Source organism: Citrobacter sp. wls827, from assembly GCF_005280875.1.
Taxonomy (GTDB): Bacteria; Pseudomonadota; Gammaproteobacteria; order Enterobacterales; family Enterobacteriaceae; genus Citrobacter; species Citrobacter youngae.
On the sequence record NZ_SZWR01000012.1, the window covers coordinates 321,560 to 347,077 of the forward strand.

Below are 25,518 nucleotides of genomic sequence, written 5' to 3' on the forward strand. Positions count from 1 at the left end.
TTAACTCTCCTTCGAAGGCGCGTTTTCTGACAGATAGTTAGCCATCCGGCAGTATTGCGCGACAGAGATATTTTCCGCTCGCATTGCCGGGTCAATGCCCAACTCTGTCAGCACTTCAACGCTGAACAGATTACCGAGGCTGTTACGTACCGTTTTACGGCGCTGATTAAACGCTTCGGTGGTAATGCGGCTCAGGACGCGAACATCTTTAACCGGGTACGGCATCGTCGCGTGAGGGACCAGGCGTACAACGGCGGAATCTACTTTCGGTGCTGGTGTGAAAGCCGACGGTGGAACTTCGAGCACCGGGATCACATTGCAGTAATATTGCGCCATGACGCTTAATCGACCATACGCTTTACTGTTTGGCCCTGCAACCAGACGATTGACCACCTCTTTTTGCAACATGAAATGCATGTCGGCAATGGCATCAGTATAGGTAAAAAGATGGAACATCAGCGGCGTGGAGATGTTGTACGGCAGGTTGCCAAATACGCGCAGCGGCTGACCCATCGTTTGTGAAAGCTCACCGAAGTTCATGGTCATGGCATCTTGCTGATAAATAGTCAGCTTCGGCCCTAAAAACGGGTGCGTTTGCAGGCGCGCGGCGAGATCGCGGTCCAACTCAATGACCGTGAGCTTGTCCAGACGTTCGCCTACGGGTTCGGTCAATGCAGCCAGGCCCGGGCCGATTTCGACCATGGCCTGACCTTTCTGCGGGTTGATAGCAGAGACAATACTTTCGATCACAAACTGATCGTTGAGGAAGTTTTGCCCGAAACGTTTACGGGCTAAATGGCCCTGATGGACTCGATTATTCATTGGTATTAACAATCATTTTGATGGCGAGATTAAGCGCCGTAATAAAACTGCCGACATCTGCTTGTCCACGTCCCGCAAGTTCAAGCGCGGTACCGTGATCGACGGATGTGCGAATAAAGGGCAGGCCCAGCGTGATATTCACACCGCGACCAAATCCCTGGTATTTTAGCACGGGGAGGCCCTGATCGTGGTACATTGCCAGCACGGCATCCGCGTGGTCGAGATATTTAGGCTGAAACAGCGTATCTGCGGGCAGTGGACCGTTTAATTTCATCCCCTGCGCACGCAGTTCATCCAGTACCGGGATGATGGTGTCTATCTCTTCCGTTCCCATATGACCGCCTTCACCGGCATGCGGGTTAAGGCCGCACACCAGAATACGCGGATCGTTCAGGCCAAACTTAGTGCGTAGATCATGATGCAGAATACCGATTACTTCTCGCAATAATGCCGGGGTAATGGCTTCAGCAACGGCTTTAAGCGGCAGATGTGTGGTCGCCAGGGCAACACGCAGCTCTTCGGTTGCCAGCATCATGACAACCTTCTTCGCCTGTGAACGCTCTTCAAAAAACTCGGTATGCCCGGTAAACGGGACGCCAGCGTCATTGATGACGCCCTTGTGAACCGGACCGGTAGTCAGCGCCGCAAACTCACCTTGCAGACAACCATCGCAGGCGCGAGCCAGCGTGTCGACTACATATTGCCCAGTCTCTACCGCCAGTTGGCCCGCGACGACAGGCGCGCGCAACGCAACCGGCAATAGCGTCAGCGTACCCGCTGATTGTGGTTGGGCTGGGATATCTGGAGAGTAGGGAAGGAGCGAGAGCGGTAAACCGAGCATGGCTGCCCGGTCACGGAGTAGCGTGGCATCAGCACAAACAACGAGTTCTACCGGCCACTCGCGCTGTGCAAGCTGGATCACAAGGTCCGGACCAATCCCGGCAGGTTCGCCGGGAGTGATCACAACACGTTGAATTTGAGTCATTAGTTGCTCAGAATTTTAACGTACGCACTGGCGCGCTGTTCCTGCATCCAGGTCGCTGCTTCTTCCGAGAATTTACGGTTCATCAGCATGCGATAAGCTCTGTCTTTCTGTGCCGCGTCAGTTTTATCAACATTACGCGTATCCAGCAGCTCGATAAGATGCCAGCCGAATGAGGAGTGCACCGGGGTGCTCATCTGGCCTTTATGAAGTTTAGTCAGCGCATCGCGGAAAGCCGGATCGAAAATATCGGCTGCAGCCCAACCCAGGTCACCGCCCTGGTTGGCAGACCCCGGATCCTGAGAAAACTCTTTAGCCGCTGCCGCAAAGGTGGTTTTACCGCTCTTAATATCAGCCGCGATTTGTTCCAGTTTCAGACGCGCCTGTTGATCGGTCATGATCGGCGACGGTTTCAGCAGAATATGGCGGGCATGAACTTCAGTCACGGAAATGCTCTGGCTTTGACCACGCATGTCGTTGACTTTCAGGATATGGAAGCCGACACCAGAGCGAATTGGGCCAATGATATCGCCTTTTTTCGCGGTGCTTAACGCCTGGGCGAAGATGCCCGGCAGTTCCTGAATGCGTCCCCAACCCATCTGGCCGCCTTTCAGCGCCTGCTGATCGGCAGAATAAGTGATGGCCAGTTTGCCGAAATCGCTACCATTACGTGCTTCATCAACCACTGAACGCGCCTGACTTTCCGCTTCGTTTACCTGATCGGAAGTTGGGTTTTCCGGCAGTGGGATCAGAATGTGGCTCAGGTTCAGCTCAGTGCTGGCATCATTTTGGTTGCCGACCTGCTGCGCCAGGGCATCAACTTCCTGTGGCAGAATCGTGACGCGACGGCGAACTTCATTATTACGCACTTCAGAGATGGTCATCTCTTTACGGATCTGGTTGCGATAGGTCGAATAACTCAGACCATCCTGAGCCAGACGGCTGCGCATTTGATCCAGCGTCATATTGTTCTGCTTGGCAATATTGGCGATGGCCTGATCTAACTGTTCATCAGAGATTTTTACGCCCATCTTCTGACCCATCTGCAGAACGATTTGATCCATGATCAAACGCTCCAGGATCTGATGACGCAGCGTGGCATCGTCCGGTAATTGCTGACCTGCCTGACCCGCATTCAGTTTTACTGACTGCATTAAGCCATCGACGTCGCTTTCCAGAACGACGCCGTTATTGACGACGGCTGCGACTTTATCGACTACCTGTGGGGCAGCGAAACTGGTATTCGCGACCATGGCGATACCGAGAAGCAGCGTTTTCCAGTTCTTCATACTTTTTCCATTATCAATTAACCGCAATGCGGATTACGTTGTAAATCAATCAGATCATAAAGAGCTTTGATACGGCAAAATGTTCGAACGCAGCATCTGGTTGGTGCCAAGACCATAGTTAGAGCTCAGGCCGCGCAGTTCGATATTAAAGCCGATCGAGTTGTCATATACCGCGTGTTTCTGGGTGTCATCCCAACCATTCAGCTTACGTTCATAGCCGACGCGAATGGCATAACAGCAGGAGTTGTACTGTAAGCCCAGCATGGAATCCGCCACTTTGTTCACATTGGTATCGAAGTAGTAAGCTCCGACGATTGACCAACGCTCAGCGATCGGCACGCTCGCCACTGCACCCACCTGAGAAATCCCGTTTTTATACTGATCTGCCGTAGAGTAATACGACGGCAGTGTTGCCTGGATATATTCCGGGCTGGCATAGCGGTAGTTCAACTGCAGCATGCGGTTTTCGTCGCGACGGTACTCGATGCTGCTGCTGCTGGTGGCGACACTGTCCAGACGCGTGTCGTACTGGATCCCACCGCGTAAACCCCAACGATCGGAGATGCGCCAGTAAGTATCACCTGCCCATACCAATGAACCGGTTTTGTCGTCATTCTCCCATTTTATGTTGTCATCGCCAGTGCGAGACTCGGTGAAATAGTAGATTTGACCCACAGAAATATTAAAACGTTCAACGGCCGCGTCATCATAAACGCGAGATGTGACGCCAGTCGTTACCTGGTTAGCGGAGGCAATACGGTCCAGACCGCCATAGGTACGGTCACGGAACAGGCCACTGTAGTCAGCTTGCAGCAGGGAAGAGTCATAGTTATAGATATGACTTTGGTTGCGATAAGGCACATACAAATACTGCGCACGCGGCTCCAGCGTCTGGGTATAGCCCGGCACCAGCATTTCCATGTCACGTTCGAATACCAACTTACCGTCGACTTTGAACTGCGGCATGACGCGGTTAGCGGAGTCGTCGAGCTTATTTACGTTACCCTGATTGTTGTTGTACCAGTCCAGATTGGTCTGCTGGTAGTGCGTCGCCATCAGCTTCGCTTCAGTGTTGATACTTCCCCACTGATTGGATAGCGGCAGATTGATGGTCGGCTCAAGGTGAACACGCGTCGCTTCCGGCATGTCGTCATTGGTATTGACGAAATGCACCGCCTGTCCATAAATACGGGTATCAAATGGACCGACGTCATTCTGATAGAAGTTGACGTCTAACTGTGGTTCTGCGGAATAACTGCTGTTGTTCTGATCGTCAAAAACCTGGAATTTTTTGGTTGAGACTGTCGCATCAAAGTTTTGTACCGCATAGCCGACACTGAATTTCTGTGTCGCATAACCGTCGGTGCTGGAACCGTACTTATTGTCAAAATCATTAAAGTAGCTGGAGTCGCTGACTTTGGTGTAGTCGACGTTGAAACGCCACACCTGGTCCATCACACCGGCGTGTTGCCAGTAAAACAGCCAGCGGCGTGAATTATCATCATTCGGATGTTCGTCGTCGTAGACCCGGTCGGAATTCAGATAATCGAGTTCCATCAGACCTGCGCCCGCCTGGGTCAGGTAACGGAATTCGTTTTCCCACATAATGCCGCCACGGCGATGCATATAATGCGGCGTAATGGTGGCGTCCATGTTGGGCGCGATATTCCAGTAATACGGCAGGTAGAACTCAAAATAGTTCTTGGTGGAGTATTTTGCGTTCGGGATCAAGAAACCGGAACGGCGTTTATCGCCGACTGGGAGTTGTAAATAGGGGCTGTAAAACACAGGAACCGGGCCCAGCTTAAAACGGGCGTTCCAGATTTCAGCGACCTGTTCTTCACGGTCATGGATCACTTCGCTACCGACGACGCTCCAGGTATTTGAACCCGGAAGACAGGAGGTAAAACTGCCGTTTTCCAGAATGGTATAGCGATTCTCACCGCGCTGTTTCATCAGGTCCGCTTTCCCGCGCCCCTGACGTCCCACCATCTGGTAGTCACCTTCCCAGACGTTGGTGTCTTTCGTATTCAGGTTTGCCCAACCCTTTGGTCCCTTCAGAATGACCTGGTTGTCATCATAATGGACGTTGCCCAACGCATCGACGGTACGAACGGGAGCGGGTTGACCTTCGGCCTGCTTTTGATGAAGCTGCACTTCATCGGCTTGTAGGCGGCTGTTACCCTGCGCAATATCCACGTTGCCGGTAAACACGGCGTCATCAGGGTAGTTCCCTTTCGCGTGATCGGCATTGATGGTGACAGGTAACTCATTGGTATCGCCCTGCACCAGAGGACGGTTGTAGCTTGGCACGCCCAACATGCACTGTGAGGCGAGATCGGCTGCCAGACCCTGTTGGCTATAAAGGGCGCTGGCAATCATGGTGGCCAGAAGAGTGGGAATACGTTTTTTCATACGTTGTATTTATTGTTCCATCATCAGTAGCGTCGCGCGTGACAAACGGTCACAGCCTAACTTATCTCATCTTCACTGCGCTAGTGTTAATCCTGCCGATTAAGGCTCCGTGGTGTTAGGCACGGCATTGAATGACAGGTATGATAATGCAAATTATAGGCGATGTCCCACAATTGACCGCAGCCGTAAAACGGTAAAAGCACCTTATATTGTGGGACATAGCCTGGCCAAGAGCATAAAGATTTGGGGAATATATGCAGTATTGGGGAAAGATTATTGGTGTGGCCGTGGCCTTAATGATGGGCGGCGGCTTCTGGGGTGTGGTGTTAGGCCTGTTAGTTGGCCATATGTTCGACAAAGCCCGCATGCGCAAAATGGCGTGGTTCGCCAACCAACGAGAGCGTCAGGCGCTGTTTTTTGCCACCACTTTTGAGGTGATGGGGCATCTGACCAAATCCAAAGGCCGCGTCACGGAAGCCGATATTCATATCGCCAGCCAATTGATGGACCGCATGAATTTGCACGGTGATTCGCGTACGGCCGCGCAGCATGCTTTCCGGGTGGGAAAATCAGACAATTACCCATTACGTGAAAAAATGCGTCAGTTTCGCAGCGTCTGTTTTGGTCGATTCGATCTGATCCGCATGTTCCTGGAGATTCAGATTCAGGCGGCATTTGCCGATGGGTCATTGCACCCTAACGAGCGTGAAGTGCTGTATGTTATTGCTGAAGAGTTGGGGATCTCACGGACCCAATTTGATCAGTTCCTGCGTATGATGCAGGGCGGCGCGCAGTTTGGCGGCGGATATCAGCAGCAGTCCGGCGGCGGTGGCTGGCAGCAGGCGCAACGCGGCCCGACGCTGGAAGACGCCTGCAATGTGCTGGGTGTGAAAGCGACCGATGATGCGACCACCATTAAGCGCGCCTACCGTAAGCTGATGAGCGAGCACCACCCTGACAAGCTGGTTGCGAAAGGCCTGCCGCCAGAAATGATGGAAATGGCGAAGCAAAAAGCGCAGGAAATTCAAAAAGCCTACGAGCTAATTAAAGAACAGAAAGGCTTTAAATAATCGTTATGCCGGATGGCGGCTAGCGCCTTACCCGGCCTACGTTGATAACTGTAGGCCGGGTAAGCGAAGCGCCCCCGGCATAAATGGGAATTGAATTTAAAAATCCGCCGGGACTTTAAACGTCATACTGTTGCCGTATTCGGGATGGGTGATGGTTAACATCTCTGCATGCAGCAACAGGCGCGGCGCCAACGCCAGCGCTTCCGGCGGCGCATAGAAGCGGTCGCCCAGGATTGGATGCCCTAAAGCCAGCATATGTACACGCAACTGGTGGGAACGTCCGGTAATGGGTTTGAGCACCACCCGGGCGGTGTTATCCGCCGCGAACTCCACCACCTCATACTCAGTTTGCGCTGATTTCCCGGTTTCATAACACACTTTCTGCTTTGGCCGATTCGGCCAGTCGCAAATCAGCGGCAAATCAACCAGTCCCTCGGCAGGTGCGGGATGTCCCCACACCCGTGCCACGTACTGTTTCTTCGGCTCGCGTTCGCGAAACTGGCGTTTTAGCTCACGTTCTGCCGCTTTTGTTAGCGCCACTACAATCACGCCGCTGGTGGCCATATCCAGACGATGTACGGATTCAGCCTGCGGATAGTCGCGCTGAATACGCGTCATCACGCTGTCTTTGTGTTCATCCAGACGACCCGGCACGGACAACAAGCCGCTCGGCTTGTTGACCACCATAATATGCTCATCCTGATACAGGATAACCAGCCAGGGTTCCTGCGGCGGATTGTAGTTTTCCATCCCCATGTATGGCTCCGTTACTGATGCGTCACGACGATCAGGCGCAGGGCATCAAGACGCCATCCCGCCTGATCCAGGCTTTCCATCACCTGCTGACGGTTGCTTTCAATTGCGCTGAGTTCGTCATCACGGATGTTCGGGTTAACGGCACGCAGCGCTTCGAGGCGCGACAGTTCCGCAGTCAGTTTTTCGTCCGCTTCTTTACGCGCCGCGTCGATCAGCGCGCGAGCCGATTTTTCCACCTGCGCTTCACCCAGTTGCAGAATGGCATGAACGTCCTGCTGCACGGCGTTGACCAGTTTACTGCCGGTGTGGCGGTTAACAGCGCTGAGCTGGCGGTTAAAGGTTTCGAATTCAACCTGTGCGGCAAGGTTATTGCCGTTTTTATCCAGCAGCATGCGTACCGGCGTTGGTGGCAGGAAGCGGTTCAACTGCAGCTGTTTCGGCGCCTGCGCTTCAACCACATACACCAGCTCAACCAGCAGAGTACCGACCGGTAATGCTTTGTTTTTCAACAACGAAATGGTGCTGCTACCGGTGTCGCCGGAGAGGATAAGATCCAGACCATTACGGATTAACGGATGCTCCCAGGTAATAAACTGCGCATCTTCACGCGACAAGGCGACATCACGCTCAAACGTAATGGTGCAGCCATCTTCCGGCAGCCCAGGGAAATCAGGCACCAGCATATGATCGGACGGGGTCAGCACGATCAGATTGTCGCCACGGTCATCCTGATTAATACCAACGATATCAAACAGGTTCATGGCGAAGGCGATCAGGCTGGTATCGTCGTCCTGCTCTTCAATGCTCTCAGCCAGTGCCAGCGCTTTTTCACCGCCGTTAGAGTGGATCTCCAGCAGACGATCGCGACCTTGCTCCAGCTGTGCTTTCAGCGCGTCATGCTGTTCGCGGCAGGTTTTGATCAGATCGTCAAAGCCATCGGTATTTTCTGGTTCAGCCAGGTAGCCGATCAGATTGTTATAGACCGTGTCGTAGATGGTACGGCCGGTCGGGCAGGTGTGTTCGAACGCATCCAGACCTTCGTGGTACCAGCGCACCAGTACGGATTGCGCGGTTTTTTCCAGGTACGGGACGTGAATCTGAATATCATGCGCCTGACCAATACGATCCAGACGACCAATACGCTGTTCCAGCAGGTCCGGGTTGAACGGAAGGTCAAACATCACCAGATTGCTGGCGAACTGGAAGTTACGCCCTTCGGAGCCGATTTCAGAACACAGCATTACCTGAGCGCCGCTATCTTCTTCGCTAAACCAGGCAGCGGCGCGGTCACGCTCAATGATCGACATCCCTTCATGGAACACGGCCGCGCGGATACCTTCGCGCTCGCGCAGAACCTGCTCCAGTTGAAGCGCGGTGGTGGCTTTTGCACAGATAACCAGTACTTTTTGCGAGCGGTGGCTGGTCAGATAGCCCATCAGCCATTCCACGCGCGGGTCAAAGTTCCACCAGGTACCGGTATCGCCTTCGAATTCCTGATAAATCTGTTCCGGGTAGAGCATGTCGCGCGCCCGGTCTTCCGCACTCTTACGCGCGCCCATAATGCCGGAAACTTTAATCGCCGTCTGGTATTGGGTTGGCAGCGGCAGCTTGATGGTATGCAGTTCGCGTTTCGGGAAGCCTTTCACGCCGTTACGGGTGTTGCGAAACAGCACGCGGCTGGTGCCGTGTCTGTCCATCAGCATTGAAACCAGCTCCTGACGCGCGCTCTGGGCGTCTTCGCTGTCGCTGTTTGCCGCCTGCAATAACGGTTCAATGTCCTGTTCGCCAATCATGTCACCTAACATGTTCAGCTCATTGTTGCTCAGTTTGTTGCCAGCCAGCAGCATGGCGACGGCATCGGCGACCGGACGGTAATTTTTCTGTTCTTCAACAAACTGGGCGAAATCGTGGAAGCGGCTGGGGTCCAGCAGGCGCAGGCGCGCAAAGTGGCTTTCCAGGCCCAGTTGTTCCGGCGTTGCGGTCAGCAGCAGGATGCCCGGTACGCGTTCTGCCAGTTGTTCAACGGCCATATATTCACGGCTGGGCGCGTCTTCGCTCCACACCAGGTGATGCGCTTCATCGACAATCAGCAGATCCCATTCGGCGTCACACAGATGCTCCAGGCGCTGTTTACTGCGACGGGCAAAGTCGAGCGAACAGATAACCAACTGTTCGGTTTCAAACGGGTTGTAGGCATCGTGCTGCGCTTCTGCATAACGCTCATCATCAAACAGCGCAAAACGCAGGTTGAAACGACGCAGCATTTCGACCAGCCACTGGTGCTGTAACGTCTCCGGGACGATAATCAGCACGCGCTCTGCGGCGCCTGACAGCAGCTGTTGATGCAGGATCATCCCGGCTTCAATGGTTTTACCTAAACCCACTTCGTCTGCCAGCAATACGCGAGGGGCATGACGACGGCCAACATCATGGGCAATGTTGAGCTGGTGGGGGATCAGGCTGGTACGTTGACCACGCAAACCACTCCACGGCATACGGTACTGCTCGCTCTGAAATTTACGTGCGCGATAGCGCAGCGCAAAGCGGTCCATACGGTCAATCTGGCCGGCAAACAGGCGATCCTGTGGTTTGCTGAACACCAGCTTGCTGTCCAGCAGCACTTCACGCAGCGTTACACCGGTTTCTTCGGTATCAAGGCGGGTTCCGATATAGGCAAGCAGGCCGTTTTCTTCTTTTACTTCATCGACATGCAGTTGCCAGCCTTCATGGCTCGTTATCGTATCACCAGGATTGAACATCACGCGGGTCACGGGGGAATCACTGCGCGCATACAGACGGTTTTCACCCGTCGAAGAGAAAAGTAAAGTGACGGTTCGCGCATCCATGGCGACAACGGTACCAAGTCCCAATTCGCTTTCTGTATCGCTGATCCAGCGTTGACCAAGTGTAAAAGGCATATATGTTCGGCTCTATATCTTTAGTTGCAGGCAATACTCACCCTCTGCCAGAGTAAAGTGGCAGCAAGTGTATTGGGGTCCAGGAATGGAAAGGGCGCTATGGTACTGGATGGCGACGGTTTCGTCACGCGTCAAAATAACCCCAGTTGCCCTGTGAGTAGTGTAGCAAAGTTATCATCGATAAAGGGAAGTATTCCCTCGGCTACGGGCTGGATCTGCCGGGTCAAATAGTGCTCGTAGTCAAGGGCTGAAAGCTGATAATCCACGGGTTCTGGACCATTTATCGTCCAGACATATTTAATGGTGCCGCGATTCTGATACTGCGGCGGACGTCCCAGCTTTACATTTTGCTCATCGGCGAGGCGCGCGGCGCGCACGTGTGGCGGCACATTGCGCTGGTATTCACTTAACGGGCGACGCAGGCGTTTGCGATACACCAGTTGGTCGTCCAGTTCACCCGCCATCAGACGGTCGATAGTCTCGCGAACAAACTCCTGATAAGGTTCGTTACGAAAAATTCGCAGGTATAGCTCCTGCTGAAACTGTTGGGCCAGTGGCGTCCAGTCGGTTCTTACCGTTTCCAGGCCCTTAAACACCATGCGTTGCTCTGTACCTTCCTGAATCATCCCGGCGTAGCGCTTTTTACTGCCGGTATCTGCACCGCGAATGGTCGGCATCAGAAATCGACAAAAGTGGGTTTCAAATTCCAGCTCCAGCGCGCTGGTCAGGTTTTGTTGCTTCAGGGACTGCGCCCACCAGTCGTTGACATAGCTCACCAGCTCACGGCCAATCCGGGCGGCATCATCTTCTGAGTGCGCCTTTTTCAGCCAGACAAAGGTCGAGTCGGTATCGCCATAGATAACGTCGTAACCCTGAGCTTCAATCAGTGCTTTGGTCTGGCGCATGATCGCATGACCGCGCATGGTAATGGACGAGGCCAGTCTCGGGTCGAAAAAGCGACAGGCGGTGGTTCCCAGCACGCCGTAAAATGCGTTCATGATGATTTTCAGCGCCTGCGAGAGCGGCTTATTCCCGTGGCGTTTTGCTTCATCGCGCCCATGCCAGATCCGGGTAACGATTTCCGGTAGGCAGTGCTTTTCACGTGAGAACCAGGCGTCAAGGAACCCTTCGGTGCTGTGCTCCGGATCCGGCTGCGCCATCCCTTCGATAAGCCCCACCGGATCGATTAAAAAAGTACGAATTATTGAGGGGTACAGGCTTTTATAATCCAGCACCAGTACCGAGTCGTATAAGCCTGGGCGCGAGTCCATCACGTAGCCACCTGGGCTGGCGTGCGCGGGGACTTCACCCAGGTTCGGTGCCACATAACCCGCCCGGTGCATGCGCGGCAGGTAGAGATGTCCGAAGGCGGCAACTGAACCACCGTGCCGGTCGACCGGCAGACCGTTGACCGTCGATCGTTCCAGCAGAAATGGCATGATCTCGGTTTTATGAAAAATGCGGGTGACCAGTTCACAGTCTTTGAGATTGTAGGTGGCAAGCGCGGGCTTATCCTGGGCAAACCGGCGATCGATTTCGTCCATCCTGTCCCAGGGATTATCAATTGACTTCCCTTCGCCCAGTAGCTCCTGCGACACCGTTTCCAGCGAGAACGATGAGAAATTCCAGAATGCGGATTTGAGCGCCTCAATGCCGTCGATAATCAGGCGACCTTTAGCCTGCGCGAAGAACACGCCGTTTTTGAAGCCATGCTCGCGCCACTCCAGCTCGCTATTGTCACGACCAAAACGCAGGGGAATGCGGTAACGTTCGGCGTGCTTTTGCAGGACGCGTAAATCGAATTGCACGACGTTCCAGCCGATTATCACATCAGGATCGTGAAGGGTAATCCAGTCATTGAGCTTTTCCAGCAACAGCGGACGGCTGGCAACGTACTCAAGTTCAAAATCCAGCGCTGAGGCATTACCGTTTTCCGGGCCGAGCATGTAGACAATTCGCTGGCCGCAACCTTCAAGGCCGATGCAGTAGAGTTCACCGTGGCGCGTGGTTTCGATATCCAGCGAAACCCATTTCAGCGGCGGTCGATAATCCGGATTCGGTTTCAGGCGAGCATTGATCAGCGCGCCGTCATGCCTGTCGCCTTCGACCCAGACAGGAGATGTAATAAAGCGCTCCATCAAATAGCGCTCCGGCGGACGGACATCGGCCTCGTAGACCGTTACACCATTTTCGCGCAGCAGTCTTTCCAGCCGCATAAGCTGGCGATGTGAATGGCAATACAGGCCAGAAACGGGCTGACGGTGAAAGTCTTGCAGCTGAAGCGGCGTCAGGCGATAACCTTTTTCAGTGCGTAACAGTGTGGTGACGCGGGGTGTCTGGCTGGTGGGGATAAAAGCGACCGACTCCTGCGGCGCTAGCGTGACCTGCAATGGCCCGCTGTCGGTTGCCAGCCAGAATGAAACCTCTGTCCCCTGCGGGGTATCCCGCCAGTGCCGGGTTAAAATAAATCCTGCCTGCGCCACGCTGCGTATCCATCAAAAAACCAGACATTATTATAGCCTGGTTTACATGATTGTACTGTTATTTTGTACAGGTATGAGGCGTAAGACGCGGTATCCGCCGGAGTAAAAAGCGTCTCTGAGTAAAAAATGTGTTGTGCCAGCATGGGTTATCTTCGCATTTAATATATGAATGTCGTGCCTAAGACGCGTTGCAGTAAACTATTTTATTTGTGTGGCTGTTGTTTTAAATGGAAACTGTCCATCTGGGTTATTGATTGGTATTATTAAGTCCATTATCGGATGTTTGCTATTTTTCAGATTTGTGCTTATTTATTTTTGCTACATCTTTCTCGGATTCAGGAAAAGTTACTTTTTTCATTTGTGTTTATTAATGGTTGATGTAAAGATTTTATTCGAAGCATCCGGATATGAGTTTGAAATATAATATATATTTAATCATGTTTATTGCCGAATAGAAACGGATTTTCAGTTCGAATTCGTCGGGAGTCTCTCTGTATAATTTGGTTTTTATCTCGGGATATTATTTTATTCTCAGCTTGCTGTTCGGGTGCTTCTTAATACATATCCGGGAAAATGATGAAATGGAGTTTTTATGAATGTCTATACTCAGGCGATTTTGCCTGGATACCAGTATTATCTGTTTGTTAACACTCAACTTTCAAACCCATCAATCAAAACTGTGAGCAAATATATTGAGTACAAAACATGGACCGGACAAATTTGGCGGGCTGAAATAATTGAAAGTGGAAACGCTTTTTTTCACTGGCAGGGGTATGACAGAAGAAATGGTCATCGTGATACGGTAATTAATTATTTGTTGCGTGGGCAGAAATGGCAGTCAACGATAACAGATTATATTTTCTTCCATTCTCTGGAAGGAGAGGAAACTCATGGGAATTATGACAATGTGATTGAGTATGTTTGTTCTAATAACTGTGTTTATCAAAGTGCTTTTGCTGAATATATAGCCGAGTAGAAATAAAGCGCGTGACGACTAAAACGCGCTTATATCAAGGTTACTGTCCGTAGTAGGCTTTTGCACCGTGTTTGCGCAGGTAGTGTTTATCTAACAGGGTTTGTTGCATATCCGGCAATTGCGGCGCGAGCTGGCGGCAGAAGATCCCCATATAGGCCACTTCTTCCAGCACGATAGCGTTGTGTACAGCATCTTCAGCATTTTTTCCCCAGGCAAACGGACCGTGAGAGTGCACCAGCACGCCTGGCATCTGCGAAGCATCAATGCCTTGTTTCTCAAAGGTTTCAACGATCACGTTACCGGTTTCCCACTCATATTCGCCGTTGATTTCTTCCTCGGTCATTTTCCGTGTGCAGGGAATCGTGCCGTAGAAATAGTCCGCATGAGTGGTCCCCGTGGCGGGAATAGACTGCCCCGCCTGCGCCCAGATGGTTGCATGACGGGAATGGGTGTGAACAATGCCGCCAATGGTCGGGAAAGCCTGATACAGCAGACGGTGCGTTGGGGTATCGGAAGAGGGCTTTTTATTACCTTCCACCACTTCACCGGTAGCGATACTGACGACGACCATATCTTCTGCGGTCATTACGCTGTAATCGACACCGGATGGTTTAATCACAAATACGCCGCGTTCGCGATCGACTGCGCTAACGTTGCCCCAGGTCAGGGTGACCAGGTTGTGCTTAGGCAACGCCAGATTGGCTTCCAGCACCTGACGTTTAAGATCTTCTAACATTATTGTCTCCCTGCCGGATGGCGCTTCGCTTATCCGGCCTACAGGATCGTAGGCCCGGTAAACGCAGTGCCACCGGGCAATCCGTATCTTAGCGTTTAAAACCGTAATACACGTCGTTCCAGCGCAGCGCGTCTTTAAAGGCTGGCAGACGGGTATCGTTGTCGATCACGGCGATCTCGATATCGTGCATTTCTGCGAACTGGCGCATATCGTTCAGATCCAGCGCGTGGCTGAACACAGTGTGGTGCGCGCCTCCGGCAAGGATCCAGGCTTCAGATGCGGTTGGCAGATCCGGCTGGGCTTTCCACAGTGCGTTTGCCACCGGCAGTTTCGGCAGCTCATGTGGGGTTGGTACGGTGTCGATGCAGTTAACCAGCAGACGATAGCGATCGCCGAGATCGATCAGGCTGGCAACCACGGCCGGGCCGGTTTTGGTGTTGAAGATCAGACGGGCGGGATCGTCTTTACCACCAATGCCGAGGTGTTGTACGTCGAGGATCGGTTTCTCTTCCACCGCGATGGACGGGCACACTTCCAGCATGTGCGAACCAAGTACCAGATCGTTGCCTTTCTCGAAGTGGTAGGTGTAATCCTCCATAAATGAGGTGCCGCCCTGCAGACCGGTTGACATCACCTTCATGATGCGAAGCAGAGCGGCGGTTTTCCAGTCGCCTTCGCCAGCAAAGCCATAGCCTTGCTGCATCAGACGCTGTACGGCCAGACCCGGGAGCTGTTTCAGGCCGTGTAAATCTTCGAATGTTGTCGTAAAGGCGTGGAATCCGCCCTGTTCCAGGAAGCGCTTCATCCCCAGTTCAATACGGGCGGCTTCCAGTACGTTCTGACGTTTTTCACCGTGGACTTGCGTTGCCGCCGTCATGGTGTAAGAGCTTTCATACTCATCGATTAGTGCGTTGATTTCGCCGTCGCTAATTGCGTTCACGACCTGCACCAGATCGCCCACGGCCCAGGTGTTTACCGAGAAGCCGAATTTGATCTGCGCGGCAACTTTATCGCCATCGGTGACCGCAACTTCGCGCATGTTGTCGCCAAAACGACAGACTTTCAGATGGCGAGTGTCCTGTTTGGACACGGCCTGTCGCATCCAGGAGCCGATGCGTTCGTGTGCCTGTTTGTCCTGCCAGTGACCGGTGACCACGGCGTGCTGCTGACGCATACGTGCGCCGATGAAGCCGAACTCACGACCGCCGTGCGCGGTTTGGTTCAGGTTCATAAAGTCCATATCAATGCTGTCCCACGGCAGGGCGGCGTTAAACTGGGTGTGGAACTGCATCAGCGGTTTGTTGAGGATCGCCAGGCCGTTGATCCACATTTTCGCCGGCGAGAAGGTATGCAGCCAGACCACCATCCCTGCGCAGCGATCGTCATAGTTGGCGTCACGGCAAATAGCGGTGATTTCGTCAGGCGAGGTGCCCAGCGGTTTTAAGACCAGTTTGCAGGGCAGTTTAGCTTCAGTATTCAGTTCGTTAACGACGTGCTCGGCATGTTGGGTTACCTGACGCAGGGTTTCAGGGCCATACAGATGCTGGCTACCAATCACAAACCACACTTCATAGTTATCAAAAATCGTCATTGTCGTGTCCTTAATGTGTCAGGGTTGCCTGGTTTACCGGTGTTTTTTGCGCCGGCATGGCAGTCGGAAGGTATTGTTGTTCAGCGCTTACTGCCCATTGCTGGTAGCGGCGGTAAAGCTGTTCAAAACGTTGAGCCTGTTCTGGGCGAGGTTGCATCGTCTTTTCTACGGCGCTCGCCATTTTTTGTTGGGCGGCGGGAATGTCCGCGTGGACCTTAGCGGCTACGGCGGCGAAGATAGCCGCACCGAGTGCGCAGCACTGGTCGGAAGCAACGATTTGTAGCGGACGGTTCAGCACGTCACAGCAGGTCTGCATGATGACCGGGTTTTTGCGGGCGATGCCACCTAACGCCATCACGTTATTAACCGCAATGCCCTGTTCGGTGAAGCATTCCTGAATTGCGCGCGCGCCAAAGGCCGTGGCGGCAATCAGCCCACCGAACAGCGCTGGTGCGTCGGTGGCCAGATTGAGATCGGTAATCACCCCTTTCAAACGTTGGTTGGCATTGGGCGTACGGCGACCGTTAAACCAGTCGAGTACCACCGGCAGGTGATCCAGCGACGGATTTTTCGCCCAGGCTTCGGTGAGCGCTGGCAACAGTTGTTTTTGGCTGGCTTTAATCTGGGTCTTCAGCTCCGGATGCTGCGCGGCAAGCTGCTCCAGCGGCCAGCTCAGTACGCGGCTAAACCAGGCATAGATATCGCCGAAAGCAGACTGTCCCGCCTCAAGGCCAATAAAATCAGGCACTACGCTGCCATCAACCTGGCCGCATATGCCTTTCACCGCGCGTTCGCCGACGCTGTGTTTGTCGGCAATCAGAATGTCGCAGGTTGAGGTGCCGATGACTTTTACCAGCGTATTGGGCTGTGCGCCCGCGCCGACTGCGCCCATATGGCAGTCAAAAGCGCCGCCTGCAATCACCACGCTTTCCGGTAGCCCCAGACGCTGCGCCCACTCGGCGCACAGGGTGCCAACCGGCAGGTCGGCCGTGACAGTATCGGTAAACATTGGGTATGGCAGATGGCGGTTAAGGATGGGGTCGAGCTCATCAAAGAAACTGGCTGGCGGCAGACCGCCCCAGCTTTCATGCCACAGGGATTTGTGTCCGGCGCTGCAGCGTCCGCGGCGAATATCCTGCGGGCGTACGGTATTGGAGAGCAGGGCCGGAACCCAGTCGCACAGCTCAATCCATGAAACCGCAGCCTCTGCAACCGCATCATCCTGGCGGGTCACATGCAGGATTTTGGCCCAGAACCATTCGCTGGAATAAATACCGCCGATATAGCGGGAGTAATCGATCTTGCCCGGCGTGTGGCACAGACGGGTAATTTCTTCCGCTTCTTCTACTGAGGTGTGATCTTTCCACAGGACAAACATGGCGTTCGGGTTTTCAGCGAACTCCGGACGCAGCGCCAGTACGTTACCGTCTGCATCAATGGGGGCCGGGGTTGAGCCGGTACTGTCAACGCCAATTCCGACCACTTCCGCACGCTGTTCAGCGCTCAGTTCGACCAGCACGGTTTTCAGCGCCGCTTCCATCGATTCAATATAGTCGCGCGGATGATGGCGAAACTGGTTGTTCGGGCCATCACAATATTGCCCTTCCTGCCAACGTGGATACCACTCTACGCTGGTGGCGATTTCTTCACCGGTGGCGCATTCCACTGCCAACGCGCGTACTGAATCACTACCAAAATCGAGGCCAATTGTAATCGCCATCGTTTTACTCCATCCAAAAATACGGGTATGGATAAACAGTAGTGACCAGGGATAAAAACCGTCAGGCAGGATTCGCTAATCTTATGGATTAAAATGCTGTGACATCACAAAGTGTGACGCCGTGCAAATAATCAATGTGGACATTTCTGCCGTAGTTATAGACACTTTTGTTAGCCGATTTTGACGTTGGCTTGGGACATGTTTTTTACAAAGTGCTTTTCACAAGCGGGGTTGATGGTCCATTACCGCAAACACAGCGGCCCGCAGCGGCGACGGCGATGATGTCTGGCATAATATGGACAAATTGTTTCTTAGCAGAACCTAGGGAGTATTGAAATTATGGCTGAAACGCAAAACGATCCCTTGCTGCCAGGCTATTCGTTTAACGCGCATTTGGTGGCCGGATTAACCCCCATTGAGGCGAACGGATACCTGGATTTTTTTATCGACAGGCCGCTGGGGATGAAGGGCTACATCCTCAATCTCACCATCCGTGGCGAGGGGGTTATCAATAACCAGGGCCAGCAGTTTGTCTGTCGTCCTGGGGATATTTTGCTGTTTCCTCCCGGAGAAATTCACCACTACGGACGCCATCCTGACGCCAGCGAGTGGTATCACCAGTGGGTTTATTTTCGCCCGCGCGCCTACTGGCAGGAGTGGCTGGCCTGGCCGGCAATCTTTGCCCAGACCGGTTTTTTCCGCCCGGATGAAGCGCACCAGCCGCATTTTAACGAACTGTTTGGACAGATCATTCATGCCGGACAGGGGGAAGGGCGCTATTCCGAACTGTTGGCGATAAACCTGCTGGAGCAATTATTGCTCAGACGTATGGACGCCATTAATGAATCGCTGCACCCACCCATGGACAATCGCGTGCGCGATGCCTGCCAGTACATCAGCGATCATCTGGCGGACAGTAATTTTGATATTGCCAGCGTTGCGCAGCATGTCTGCCTGTCACCGTCCCGGTTGTCGCATCTGTTCCGCCAACAGTTGGGCATCAGCGTATTAAGCTGGCGCGAGGATCAGCGTATCAGCCAGGCCAAGCTATTGCTAAGTACCACCCGTATGCCTATTGCTACGGTGGGTCGCAATGTTGGCTTCGACGACCAGCTCTATTTCTCGCGCGTTTTCAAAAAATGTACCGGTGCCAGTCCGAGCGAGTTTCGCGCCGGATGTGAATAAAAAGTGAATGATGTGTCCTGAAAGTTGTCATAACTCGCAATCTATTCAGACAATTGATGGCTTGACGAAGTTGAGAAGGGTTAGCAGAATCCCTGCTTCGTAAATCTGACGGACACATTATGCAAGCATTGCTGGAACACTTTATTCTCCAGTCCGCCCTGTACTCTCTGATCGCCGTACTTTTGGTGGCCTTTCTGGAGTCGCTGGCGCTGGTTGGCCTGATCCTGCCCGGTACCGTGATGATGGCCGGGCTGGGGGCGCTGATTGGCAGTGGCGAACTGAACTTCTGGCATGCCTGGCTTGCGGGCATCATTGGTTGCTTATTGGGAGACTGGATCTCCTTCTGGCTGGGCTGGCGCTTTAAAAAGCCGCTGCACCGTTGGTCGTTCATGAAAAAGAACAAGGCATTGCTGGATAAAACCGAGCACGCGCTGCATCAGCACAGCATGTTTACTATTCTGGTGGGACGTTTTGTTGGTCCGACGCGACCGCTGGTGCCGATGGTGGCGGGCATGCTGGATCTGCCTGTCGCGAAATTTATTGTGCCCAATATCATCGGCTGCGTGTTGTGGCCGCCGTTCTATTTTCTGCCGGGGATCCTGGCGGGGGCGGCAATCGATATTCCTGCTGATATGCAGAGTGGGGATTTCAAATGGTTGCTGCTGGCCACGGCGCTACTGCTGTGGGTAGGCGGTTGGTTTTGCTGGCGGTTGTGGCGCAGCGGCAAAGCGGCTGTCGATCGCTTAACCGCGTATTTCCCCCGCAGCCGTTTGTTGTATCTGGCGCCGTTGACGCTCGGCATTGGCGTGGTTGCGCTGGTGGTGTTGCTGCGCCATCCGCTGATGCCGGTGTATATCGATATTCTGCGCAAAGTGGTGGGTTACTGACGATTCCTTTGCCGGATGGCGGCTTCGCCTTATCCGGCAACGCATTATGCTTTAATGCCCAATAACGCCGAGGCGCTGGCCTGACCGCTTAATAACGCATCCGTTTTGCCCTGCCAGGCGATGCGTCCGTCGGCGACCACAATCGAACGCGTCGCAATGCGCGCCGCATCTTCTACGCTGTGCGAAACCATCAGCAACGTAAGTTGCTTATCGCGACAGACCTCAGCCACCAGCGTTAACATCTCCTGGCGCAGCGCAGGGTCAAGCGCAGAGAACGGTTCATCAAGTAGCAAAATAGGTTGTTCGCGCACCAGGCAACGCGCCAGCGCCACACGTTGTCGCTGCCCGCCGGAAAGCTCGCCCGGAAGCCTGTCCAGCAGGTTATCAAGACCCATTTGCCGGGCGATATGGTGCATTTTCTCCCGCTGCGGTGCGTTCAGCTTCAATCCTGGATTCAGGCCCAGGCCGATATTTTGCTGCACGCTCAGATGACTGAACAGGTTGTTTTCCTGAAACAGCATCGAAACCGGGCGACGAGAGGGTGGTGTGGTGGTGTGATCTTCACCTGCAATCATCATCGTGCCGCTGGCAGGTGTCAGAAAGCCGGCAATCAGATTCAGAAGCGTACTTTTCCCGGCGCCGCTTGGCCCGAGTATCGCTACCTGCTCACCATGCGTGACCGACAGCGTAAAGCGCATGGGCAGATGGTGATAAAGCCATGTGATATCAATCAGTTTTAACATTTCGACCCGGCAATTTCTCAATAACGGTAAACAGCGTAAAGCACAGGATCAGCAGTAATAACGCCGTAACCGCGCCATCCTGACTGCGATAAGAGCCAATCTGCTGATATAAATAAAACGGCAGGGTGCGGAAATCCTCATTACCAAATAACGCCACTACACCAAAATCGCCAATCGACAGCACGCAGGCAAACGCCATCGCCTGTGCCAGCGGGCGCTTCAGGGCGCGCAGTTCAACCACTTTCAGGCGCGACCATCCCTCAATGCCCAACGACTGGCACAACATACTATAGCGCGCAGTGACGTCACGCATTGGGTTTTCCAGCACCTTCAATGCATAAGGGATCGCCATCAGCGCATTGGTAAAAATAACAATGCCGTCGGCAGATTCGGGAAGCCCAATAGTGTTATTGAGCAGCAGAAAGAAGCCGGTTGCCAGCACGATACCCGGCATGGCGAGGATCATCATGCCGCTCAGCTCCAGCATTTGTCCTGCCAGCGCCCGTTGTCGGGCACGCAGTTCACGACTGCTCCATAACAGCATCATGGTGAGTATGACGCACAACGCACCTGCCGCCAGCGCAATGCGCAGCGAGGTTCCCAGCGCCTGCCACAGTACGGGTTGTCTAAGAACATCCAGTACATGGCGGTTTAAGCCATCGACAATCACCGCCAGCAACGGCGGAAGCAACAGCAACAGAGCGAGAACAATCAGAATTAAGTCAGCCAGACGGCTGTGCAGACGATCGTCGGGATCCCGCCAGCCCTGAACCAGCGTGGTGCCGGGGGCGATGGCGCGGCTCAAACGTTGGCTGAGCAGCACCAGTGCCAGACAACAAATCATCTGGATCAACGCCAGCATGGCTGCGCGGGCAGGATCGTAATCAAAATTCAGCGCCTGATAGATAGCCAGCTCGATGGTGGTGGCCTGCGGCCCACCGCCCAGCGATAAAACGGTGGCGAAGCTGGCGAAGCACAGCATAAAGATGAGTGCTGCGACGGGCAGGATCTGACGACGCAGCCACGGCCATTCAACAAAACGGAAGAAATGCCAGCCGCGCATACCTAACTGAGCGGCTAACTGCCGCTGCTCGCCGGGAATATTCTCCAGCGACTGCAACAGCAGACGGCTGGCCATCGGCAGATTGAAAAAGACGTGCGCCAGCAGAATGCCCTGCAAACCGTACGGTGAAAAGGTCCATTCCAGCCCGAAGACTTGCCAGAGTGAGGCCAGCCAACCCTGGCGACCGTAGACGCTAAGAATGCCGAATACCGCGACCAGCACCGGCAGGATTAACGTCATTGCGCACAGACGCAGCAGCGCCAGACGTCCTGGAAAACGGCGACGATAGAGCGCTCTGGCAAGGAAAATCGCCGGGACAACCGACAGCACAGCGGATAGAAAAGCCTGCCAGAAAGAAAAGCGCACCACGTGCCACAGGTAGTCATCTTGCCACAGCGAGAGCCACTCTCCCTGCGGGGCGTTAAACCACAGCGCCAGAAACGCGGCCAACGCGACAGCCACCATCAATGTGGCAGCTGAAAGCCCTGGAACCAGCCAGCCGGGGATTAACGGCTGACGGCGCGTTGCCATTCGCTAATCCATGCCTGGCGTTGAGCTGCAACCTGCTGCGGCGTAAATTCCAGCGCGGTGGCTGGCTTAGTCAGTTGCTCGAATCCTGACGGCAGGGCGACCTGCGTCACCGGATACATCCAGTTGCCGGTCGGAATCGCATTCTGGAATGCCGGAGACACCATAAACTTCAGGAACTTCTCGGCCAGTTCCGGCTGCTTGCTGGCCGTGGTACGCGCGGCGACTTCCACCTGCAAATAGTGGCCTTCGCTAAAATTAGCGGCGGCGTAGTTGTCTTTTTTCTCGGCGATGATGTGATAGGCCGGAGAGGTGGTGTAGCTGAGCACCAGATCGCTTTCACCTTTCAGGAACAGGCCGTAGGCTTCGCTCCAGCCCTTGGTGACGGTGACGGTTTTGGCTGCCAGTTTCTGCCACGCCTCTGGCGCTTTATCGCCATAGACTTTCTGCATCCATAGCAGCAGACCCAGACCCGGCGTGCTGGTGCGCGGATCCTGATAAATGACGCGCCATTTTTGGTCGCTTTCAACCAGTTCCTTCAGGCTTTTGGGCGGATTCTTCAGCTTGTTCTTATCATAAACGAAGGCGAAATAGCCGTAGTCAAACGGAACGAAGGTATCGTTTTTCCAGCCGCCGGGTACGTTAACGGTGTCGTTTGCTACACCACTTTTGGCAAACAGTTTGGTTTGTGTGGCGGCTTCCAGAAGGTTGTTATCCAGACCGAGTACAACGTCGGCTTTACTGTTTTTTCCTTCCATGCGCAGGCGGTTAAGCAATGAAACGCCATCTTCCAGCGCGACCAGTTTTAATTCACAGTTGCAGTCAGCTTCAAAGGCTTTTTTGATTGTCGGGCCCGGGCCCCAGTCAGCTGCGAACGAGTCGTAGGTATAGACGGTCAGTACAGGTTTGGCGAAGACAGGCGCTGCGCACAGCAGTAAAAGCGGAAGACATTTTTTAAACACTTTGCACCTCAAGAGTTGGGTGGCAAAGGACTTGAGATAAGCCTCAAATCCCTTCGCCGGCATTATCCGGATCAGGTTCGACGGGTATCTCTCAGCCCATACGCAGATCGAATGATTCTGTGTATGTTTTTATTTAGCACCCCGTTGAGAACGGCGTTAGTGTAATGATTTTGTTGCTTAGCATCAATTAAGGATCCGGCGGAGCAAACCACGCCGATTTAAAATCAAACCAGCCGAGGGTATTTATGCGTAACCCGCGCATACTGCGCTGTCCCTGAATGATCAGCCAGTGGTGGATTAATGGCACAATGGCCTTTGTGGCGAGCAGCTGTTGGCACCATGCTGCCAGGCTCATTTCGCCCGTTCGCCAGCGAGCCGCATCGTTTTCCCAGTCCCGTGAGATACAGTTTTGCAGCAGCGGGACTTCGCACAAATGGGCGAACAGCGAGAAGTCCAGCGGTAGGGTAAAGTTGGCGCTGTTTAGCCAAATATCGCTGACGATTTCTCCCGCATGCCATTGATCGTAGTCGATCTCCTGAATAGTCAACTGCACCTGATGCGCAGCCAGCAGCGTTTTCATGATCTGCGCGATAATCCGGTGTTCGATGTGATCGCGATAGTAAGTGAGCGTCAGCGTTTCCAGCCCGGCTGGTTTTTCGCCATGGCCGGGTCTGGCGTGATGCCAGCGAGGCAGTAAGCCGTAGGCGGGGAACCACAGTCGCTGATACTGTTCGTCGGCGTGGCAAATTAAATGGGTTGGCGAGAGTACGCGGCTAGCCCACTCGCGGACCTCCTGATTTGCGCCGCGGTGGGATCGTGCATCAAACAGCAGGTAGTAGCAACCTTCTTCGAGGCGACTTTCAATCGCCTTTTCATCCTCTGTGGGACCTTTTAGCGTCAAACCGCCGCCTGGCTCTTCGCCGATGTCAGGTAACACCCAAACGTTCACTTCGTCGATCAGCGCCCGGTAACCAAAGTAATCATCAAATGCGTGAATTTTCAGCTGGTTATTGGTGTTTCTCATCACCGCATATGGGCCAGTACCAATCGGGTGGCTGGAGAAGTTATTCAGCGTTTCCCATTCTCGCGGCAGGATCATGGCGGGGACTTGCCCCAATAACCAGGGAAGCCAACGGTCGGGCTGGGACAGATGGATATCCAGCGTCCAGGCCGTGGGAGAGACGATTTGTGTAATGTGAGAGTACAGAGGCAACGTGTTAATTCGGGTCAATGAGGTGATCACATCGTCCATCTCCAGCTCACGACCGTGATGAAAATGGATCCCCGGTCGCAGGAAGAATCGCCAGTGTAAAGGTGAAATCTGCTGCCAGTGATGGGCAATGTCCGCTTCCAGTTCCCCATTTTCCTCATTTACGCGAAGTAAGGCGCTGAAGATTTGTCGGGCGATATGGGTTTCGGAGCGGCGTAGCGCCGTACCAGGTAGCAGGTTGCGCATGGGACGATAATAGAGAACGCGCATGATATGCCGACCCTGACGAAAGCTGCGGCCGAGGTGGGAAACCAGCATTTGCCGTACGGCCGTTTTGTCACCGACCAGTTGCACCAGTTGATCGATGCGATCCTGTTCCAACAGGTCTTCTGCGCGTTGCTGCTGGAGCGCCAGCCCGGTGTAGAGGAATGTCAGGCGTGAGCGTTTACCGCGTCCAACCTCGGCTTCCCACGTTAACCAACCGCGCTCCTGCATGGTATTAAGCAGGGTACGCATATGGCGGCGCGAGCAGCTAAGCAGCTCTGCCAGCTCGTTCAGCGTGGTGTCTTGCGTTTTGCCGTCACAGCATTGCCACAGACGGATGAACTGTTGTTGCAAACGACCAGAAGACATAAAAGGGGAACTCCTGCGGAAAACTCAGCAATTTTATAATCCCTATATTAAGCCAATAATAGATTCCGATGAAGCGATGAGACAACGAAGGGGTCATCTATGCGTCAATTCTGGTTGAAGTACTTTACCGCGACGGAAAAAACGTCCTGGTTGGCTTGCCTGAGCGCACCGCAGCGCTTAAAGATGCTCGAAGAACTGATGCAGTGGGAGGTGACAGCCTGACCTCTGAATTACGCATTGCAGACATCATGTGTGACTGAGTATTGGTGCAGGCTGTATCCTGCCATTATCTCTGAGCATCGCTGGTGGCTATTTTTTCACATGGCAAGGCGCGAACAGTGAAATTTGGTGAACCAAATAAGGTGTGAGCAACACAGCTATGTGAAAAAATGGCCCCAGCCCTCCGGGACGCGTGTAAAAAACGCATACTCTGCGTTGTCAGGCTTGGGAATAGATTTCTATACCCAGCGCCCTCCGCCTGGATTATGCGTTTTTTACCCAGCGTCGATGCCAGATATAATGGCAGGATACAGCCTCGTTCACCCGCCA

The 25,518-nt window shown here is 53.6% G+C and carries 19 protein-coding genes and 1 riboswitch; of the genes, 5 read left to right on the forward strand and 14 right to left on the reverse strand.

Translation table 11 applies throughout. From position 1 onward, the window contains the following. The 4 genes from rsmA to lptD are packed head-to-tail and all read right to left on the reverse strand — an operon-like array spanning nt 1 to nt 5,508. Nucleotides 1–822 carry a 16S rRNA (adenine(1518)-N(6)/adenine(1519)-N(6))-dimethyltransferase RsmA gene (rsmA, locus tag FDX03_RS08395; RefSeq protein WP_048212723.1) on the reverse strand — a complete coding sequence of 274 codons (822 nt, stop codon included), beginning with the start codon at nt 820–822 and terminating at the stop codon, nt 1–3. Beyond that, complete coding sequence (gene pdxA, locus FDX03_RS08400; protein ID WP_137345784.1) at nt 815–1,807, reverse strand: 4-hydroxythreonine-4-phosphate dehydrogenase PdxA; 993 nt, start codon at nt 1,805–1,807, stop codon at nt 815–817. Before pdxA ends, rsmA begins: the two co-directional genes overlap by 8 nt. Continuing rightward, nucleotides 1,807–3,093, reverse strand: a complete 1,287-nt coding sequence (surA, locus tag FDX03_RS08405; protein WP_048212721.1) for a peptidylprolyl isomerase SurA — start codon at nt 3,091–3,093, stop codon at nt 1,807–1,809. The genes pdxA and surA overlap by 1 nt, the downstream gene beginning before the upstream one ends. A 54-nt stretch (nt 3,094–3,147) precedes the next feature. Next, a complete protein-coding gene (lptD, locus tag FDX03_RS08410; RefSeq protein WP_137345785.1) occupies nt 3,148–5,508 on the reverse strand; it encodes an LPS assembly protein LptD in 2,361 nt (786 codons plus the stop codon). Between the two features lie 254 nt (nt 5,509–5,762). Here lptD and djlA point away from each other — a divergent pair, with 254 nt between their 5' ends. Next, the gene (gene djlA / locus FDX03_RS08415; protein WP_005124510.1) at nt 5,763–6,578 is read left to right on the forward strand and encodes a co-chaperone DjlA; all 816 of its coding nucleotides are present in this window, start codon (nt 5,763–5,765) and stop codon (nt 6,576–6,578) included. 96 nt (nt 6,579–6,674) lie between these two features. On the opposite strand, the gene rluA is transcribed toward djlA, so the two are convergent. The 3 genes from rluA to polB all read right to left on the reverse strand — a co-directional run bounded on the left by rluA (nt 6,675) and on the right by polB (nt 12,735). After that, nucleotides 6,675–7,334: a bifunctional tRNA pseudouridine(32) synthase/23S rRNA pseudouridine(746) synthase RluA gene (gene rluA, locus FDX03_RS08420; protein WP_003018849.1), complete on the reverse strand. Its 660-nt coding sequence runs from the start codon at nt 7,332–7,334 to the stop codon at nt 6,675–6,677. 11 nt (nt 7,335–7,345) lie between these two features. Then, nucleotides 7,346–10,252, reverse strand: a complete 2,907-nt coding sequence (rapA, locus tag FDX03_RS08425) for an RNA polymerase-associated protein RapA (protein WP_005124513.1) — start codon at nt 10,250–10,252, stop codon at nt 7,346–7,348. Nucleotides 10,253–10,383: 131 nt separating this feature from the next. Further along, nucleotides 10,384–12,735, reverse strand: coding sequence for a DNA polymerase II (gene polB / locus FDX03_RS08430; RefSeq protein ID WP_137345786.1), 2,352 nt, complete (start codon nt 12,733–12,735; stop codon nt 10,384–10,386). Nucleotides 12,736–13,327: 592 nt separating this feature from the next. Here polB and FDX03_RS08435 point away from each other — a divergent pair. Beyond that, nucleotides 13,328–13,711: a DUF4751 family protein gene (locus FDX03_RS08435; RefSeq protein ID WP_137345787.1), complete on the forward strand. Its 384-nt coding sequence runs from the start codon at nt 13,328–13,330 to the stop codon at nt 13,709–13,711. Nucleotides 13,712–13,751: 40 nt separating this feature from the next. Here the strand turns inward: FDX03_RS08435 and araD are convergent, their stop codons facing one another. From araD to araB, 3 genes are all read right to left on the reverse strand, one after another. Next, nucleotides 13,752–14,447, reverse strand: a complete 696-nt coding sequence (gene araD / locus FDX03_RS08440) for an L-ribulose-5-phosphate 4-epimerase (RefSeq protein WP_061067226.1) — start codon at nt 14,445–14,447, stop codon at nt 13,752–13,754. A gap of 88 nt (nt 14,448–14,535) precedes the next feature. Continuing rightward, nucleotides 14,536–16,038 (reverse strand): L-arabinose isomerase, encoded by a 1,503-nt coding sequence (gene araA, locus FDX03_RS08445; protein WP_137345788.1) that lies wholly within the window; start codon nt 16,036–16,038, stop codon nt 14,536–14,538. 10 nt (nt 16,039–16,048) lie between these two features. Then, the gene (gene araB / locus FDX03_RS08450) at nt 16,049–17,758 is read right to left on the reverse strand and encodes a ribulokinase (protein ID WP_137345789.1); all 1,710 of its coding nucleotides are present in this window, start codon (nt 17,756–17,758) and stop codon (nt 16,049–16,051) included. A gap of 339 nt (nt 17,759–18,097) precedes the next feature. On the opposite strand from araB, the gene araC reads away from it, so the two are divergent. Beyond that, nucleotides 18,098–18,943: an arabinose operon transcriptional regulator AraC gene (gene araC / locus FDX03_RS08455; RefSeq protein WP_048212712.1), complete on the forward strand. Its 846-nt coding sequence runs from the start codon at nt 18,098–18,100 to the stop codon at nt 18,941–18,943. A gap of 119 nt (nt 18,944–19,062) precedes the next feature. Further along, complete coding sequence (locus FDX03_RS08460) at nt 19,063–19,830, forward strand: DedA family protein (RefSeq protein ID WP_048212711.1); 768 nt, start codon at nt 19,063–19,065, stop codon at nt 19,828–19,830. Nucleotides 19,831–19,874: 44 nt separating this feature from the next. Here FDX03_RS08460 and thiQ read toward each other — a convergent pair whose 3' ends face one another. The 4 genes from thiQ to sgrR form a co-directional block, all read right to left on the reverse strand. After that, nucleotides 19,875–20,573, reverse strand: coding sequence for a thiamine ABC transporter ATP-binding protein ThiQ (gene thiQ, locus FDX03_RS08465; RefSeq protein WP_137345790.1), 699 nt, complete (start codon nt 20,571–20,573; stop codon nt 19,875–19,877). Next, nucleotides 20,557–22,167: a thiamine/thiamine pyrophosphate ABC transporter permease ThiP gene (gene thiP, locus FDX03_RS08470; protein WP_137345791.1), complete on the reverse strand. Its 1,611-nt coding sequence runs from the start codon at nt 22,165–22,167 to the stop codon at nt 20,557–20,559. Before thiP ends, thiQ begins: the two co-directional genes overlap by 17 nt. Further along, nucleotides 22,143–23,126 (reverse strand): thiamine ABC transporter substrate binding subunit, encoded by a 984-nt coding sequence (gene thiB, locus FDX03_RS08475; protein ID WP_137345792.1) that lies wholly within the window; start codon nt 23,124–23,126, stop codon nt 22,143–22,145. The genes thiP and thiB overlap by 25 nt, the downstream gene beginning before the upstream one ends. Before the next feature lie 30 nt (nt 23,127–23,156). Next, nucleotides 23,157–23,280, reverse strand: a riboswitch (TPP riboswitch). A 33-nt stretch (nt 23,281–23,313) separates the two neighbouring features. Beyond that, complete coding sequence (gene sgrR, locus FDX03_RS08480; RefSeq protein ID WP_137345793.1) at nt 23,314–24,969, reverse strand: HTH-type transcriptional regulator SgrR; 1,656 nt, start codon at nt 24,967–24,969, stop codon at nt 23,314–23,316. Between the two features lie 99 nt (nt 24,970–25,068). Between sgrR and sgrT the strand changes: the two genes are divergently transcribed. Beyond that, on the forward strand, nt 25,069–25,191 hold the full coding sequence (gene sgrT / locus FDX03_RS08485) for a glucose uptake inhibitor SgrT (protein ID WP_048212707.1): 123 nt from the start codon (nt 25,069–25,071) through the stop codon (nt 25,189–25,191). Nucleotides 25,192–25,518: the final 327 nt, after the last annotated feature.

Coding starts and splice junctions, on each gene's coding strand:
- rsmA (WP_048212723.1), bottom strand. CDS start 822: ATGAATAATCGAGTCCATCAGGGCCATTTAGCCCGTAAACGTTTCGGG.
- pdxA (WP_137345784.1), bottom strand. CDS start 1,807: ATGACTCAAATTCAACGTGTTGTGATCACTCCCGGCGAACCTGCCGGG.
- surA (WP_048212721.1), bottom strand. CDS start 3,093: ATGAAGAACTGGAAAACGCTGCTTCTCGGTATCGCCATGGTCGCGAAT.
- lptD (WP_137345785.1), bottom strand. CDS start 5,508: ATGAAAAAACGTATTCCCACTCTTCTGGCCACCATGATTGCCAGCGCC.
- djlA (WP_005124510.1), top strand. CDS start 5,763: ATGCAGTATTGGGGAAAGATTATTGGTGTGGCCGTGGCCTTAATGATG.
- rluA (WP_003018849.1), bottom strand. CDS start 7,334: ATGGGGATGGAAAACTACAATCCGCCGCAGGAACCCTGGCTGGTTATC.
- rapA (WP_005124513.1), bottom strand. CDS start 10,252: ATGCCTTTTACACTTGGTCAACGCTGGATCAGCGATACAGAAAGCGAA.
- FDX03_RS08435 (WP_137345787.1), top strand. CDS start 13,328: ATGAATGTCTATACTCAGGCGATTTTGCCTGGATACCAGTATTATCTG.
- araD (WP_061067226.1), bottom strand. CDS start 14,447: ATGTTAGAAGATCTTAAACGTCAGGTGCTGGAAGCCAATCTGGCGTTG.
- araA (WP_137345788.1), bottom strand. CDS start 16,038: ATGACGATTTTTGATAACTATGAAGTGTGGTTTGTGATTGGTAGCCAG.
- araB (WP_137345789.1), bottom strand. CDS start 17,758: ATGGCGATTACAATTGGCCTCGATTTTGGTAGTGATTCAGTACGCGCG.
- araC (WP_048212712.1), top strand. CDS start 18,098: ATGGCTGAAACGCAAAACGATCCCTTGCTGCCAGGCTATTCGTTTAAC.
- FDX03_RS08460 (WP_048212711.1), top strand. CDS start 19,063: ATGCAAGCATTGCTGGAACACTTTATTCTCCAGTCCGCCCTGTACTCT.
- thiQ (WP_137345790.1), bottom strand. CDS start 20,573: ATGTTAAAACTGATTGATATCACATGGCTTTATCACCATCTGCCCATG.
- thiP (WP_137345791.1), bottom strand. CDS start 22,167: ATGGCAACGCGCCGTCAGCCGTTAATCCCCGGCTGGCTGGTTCCAGGG.
- sgrR (WP_137345793.1), bottom strand. CDS start 24,969: ATGTCTTCTGGTCGTTTGCAACAACAGTTCATCCGTCTGTGGCAATGC.
- sgrT (WP_048212707.1), top strand. CDS start 25,069: ATGCGTCAATTCTGGTTGAAGTACTTTACCGCGACGGAAAAAACGTCC.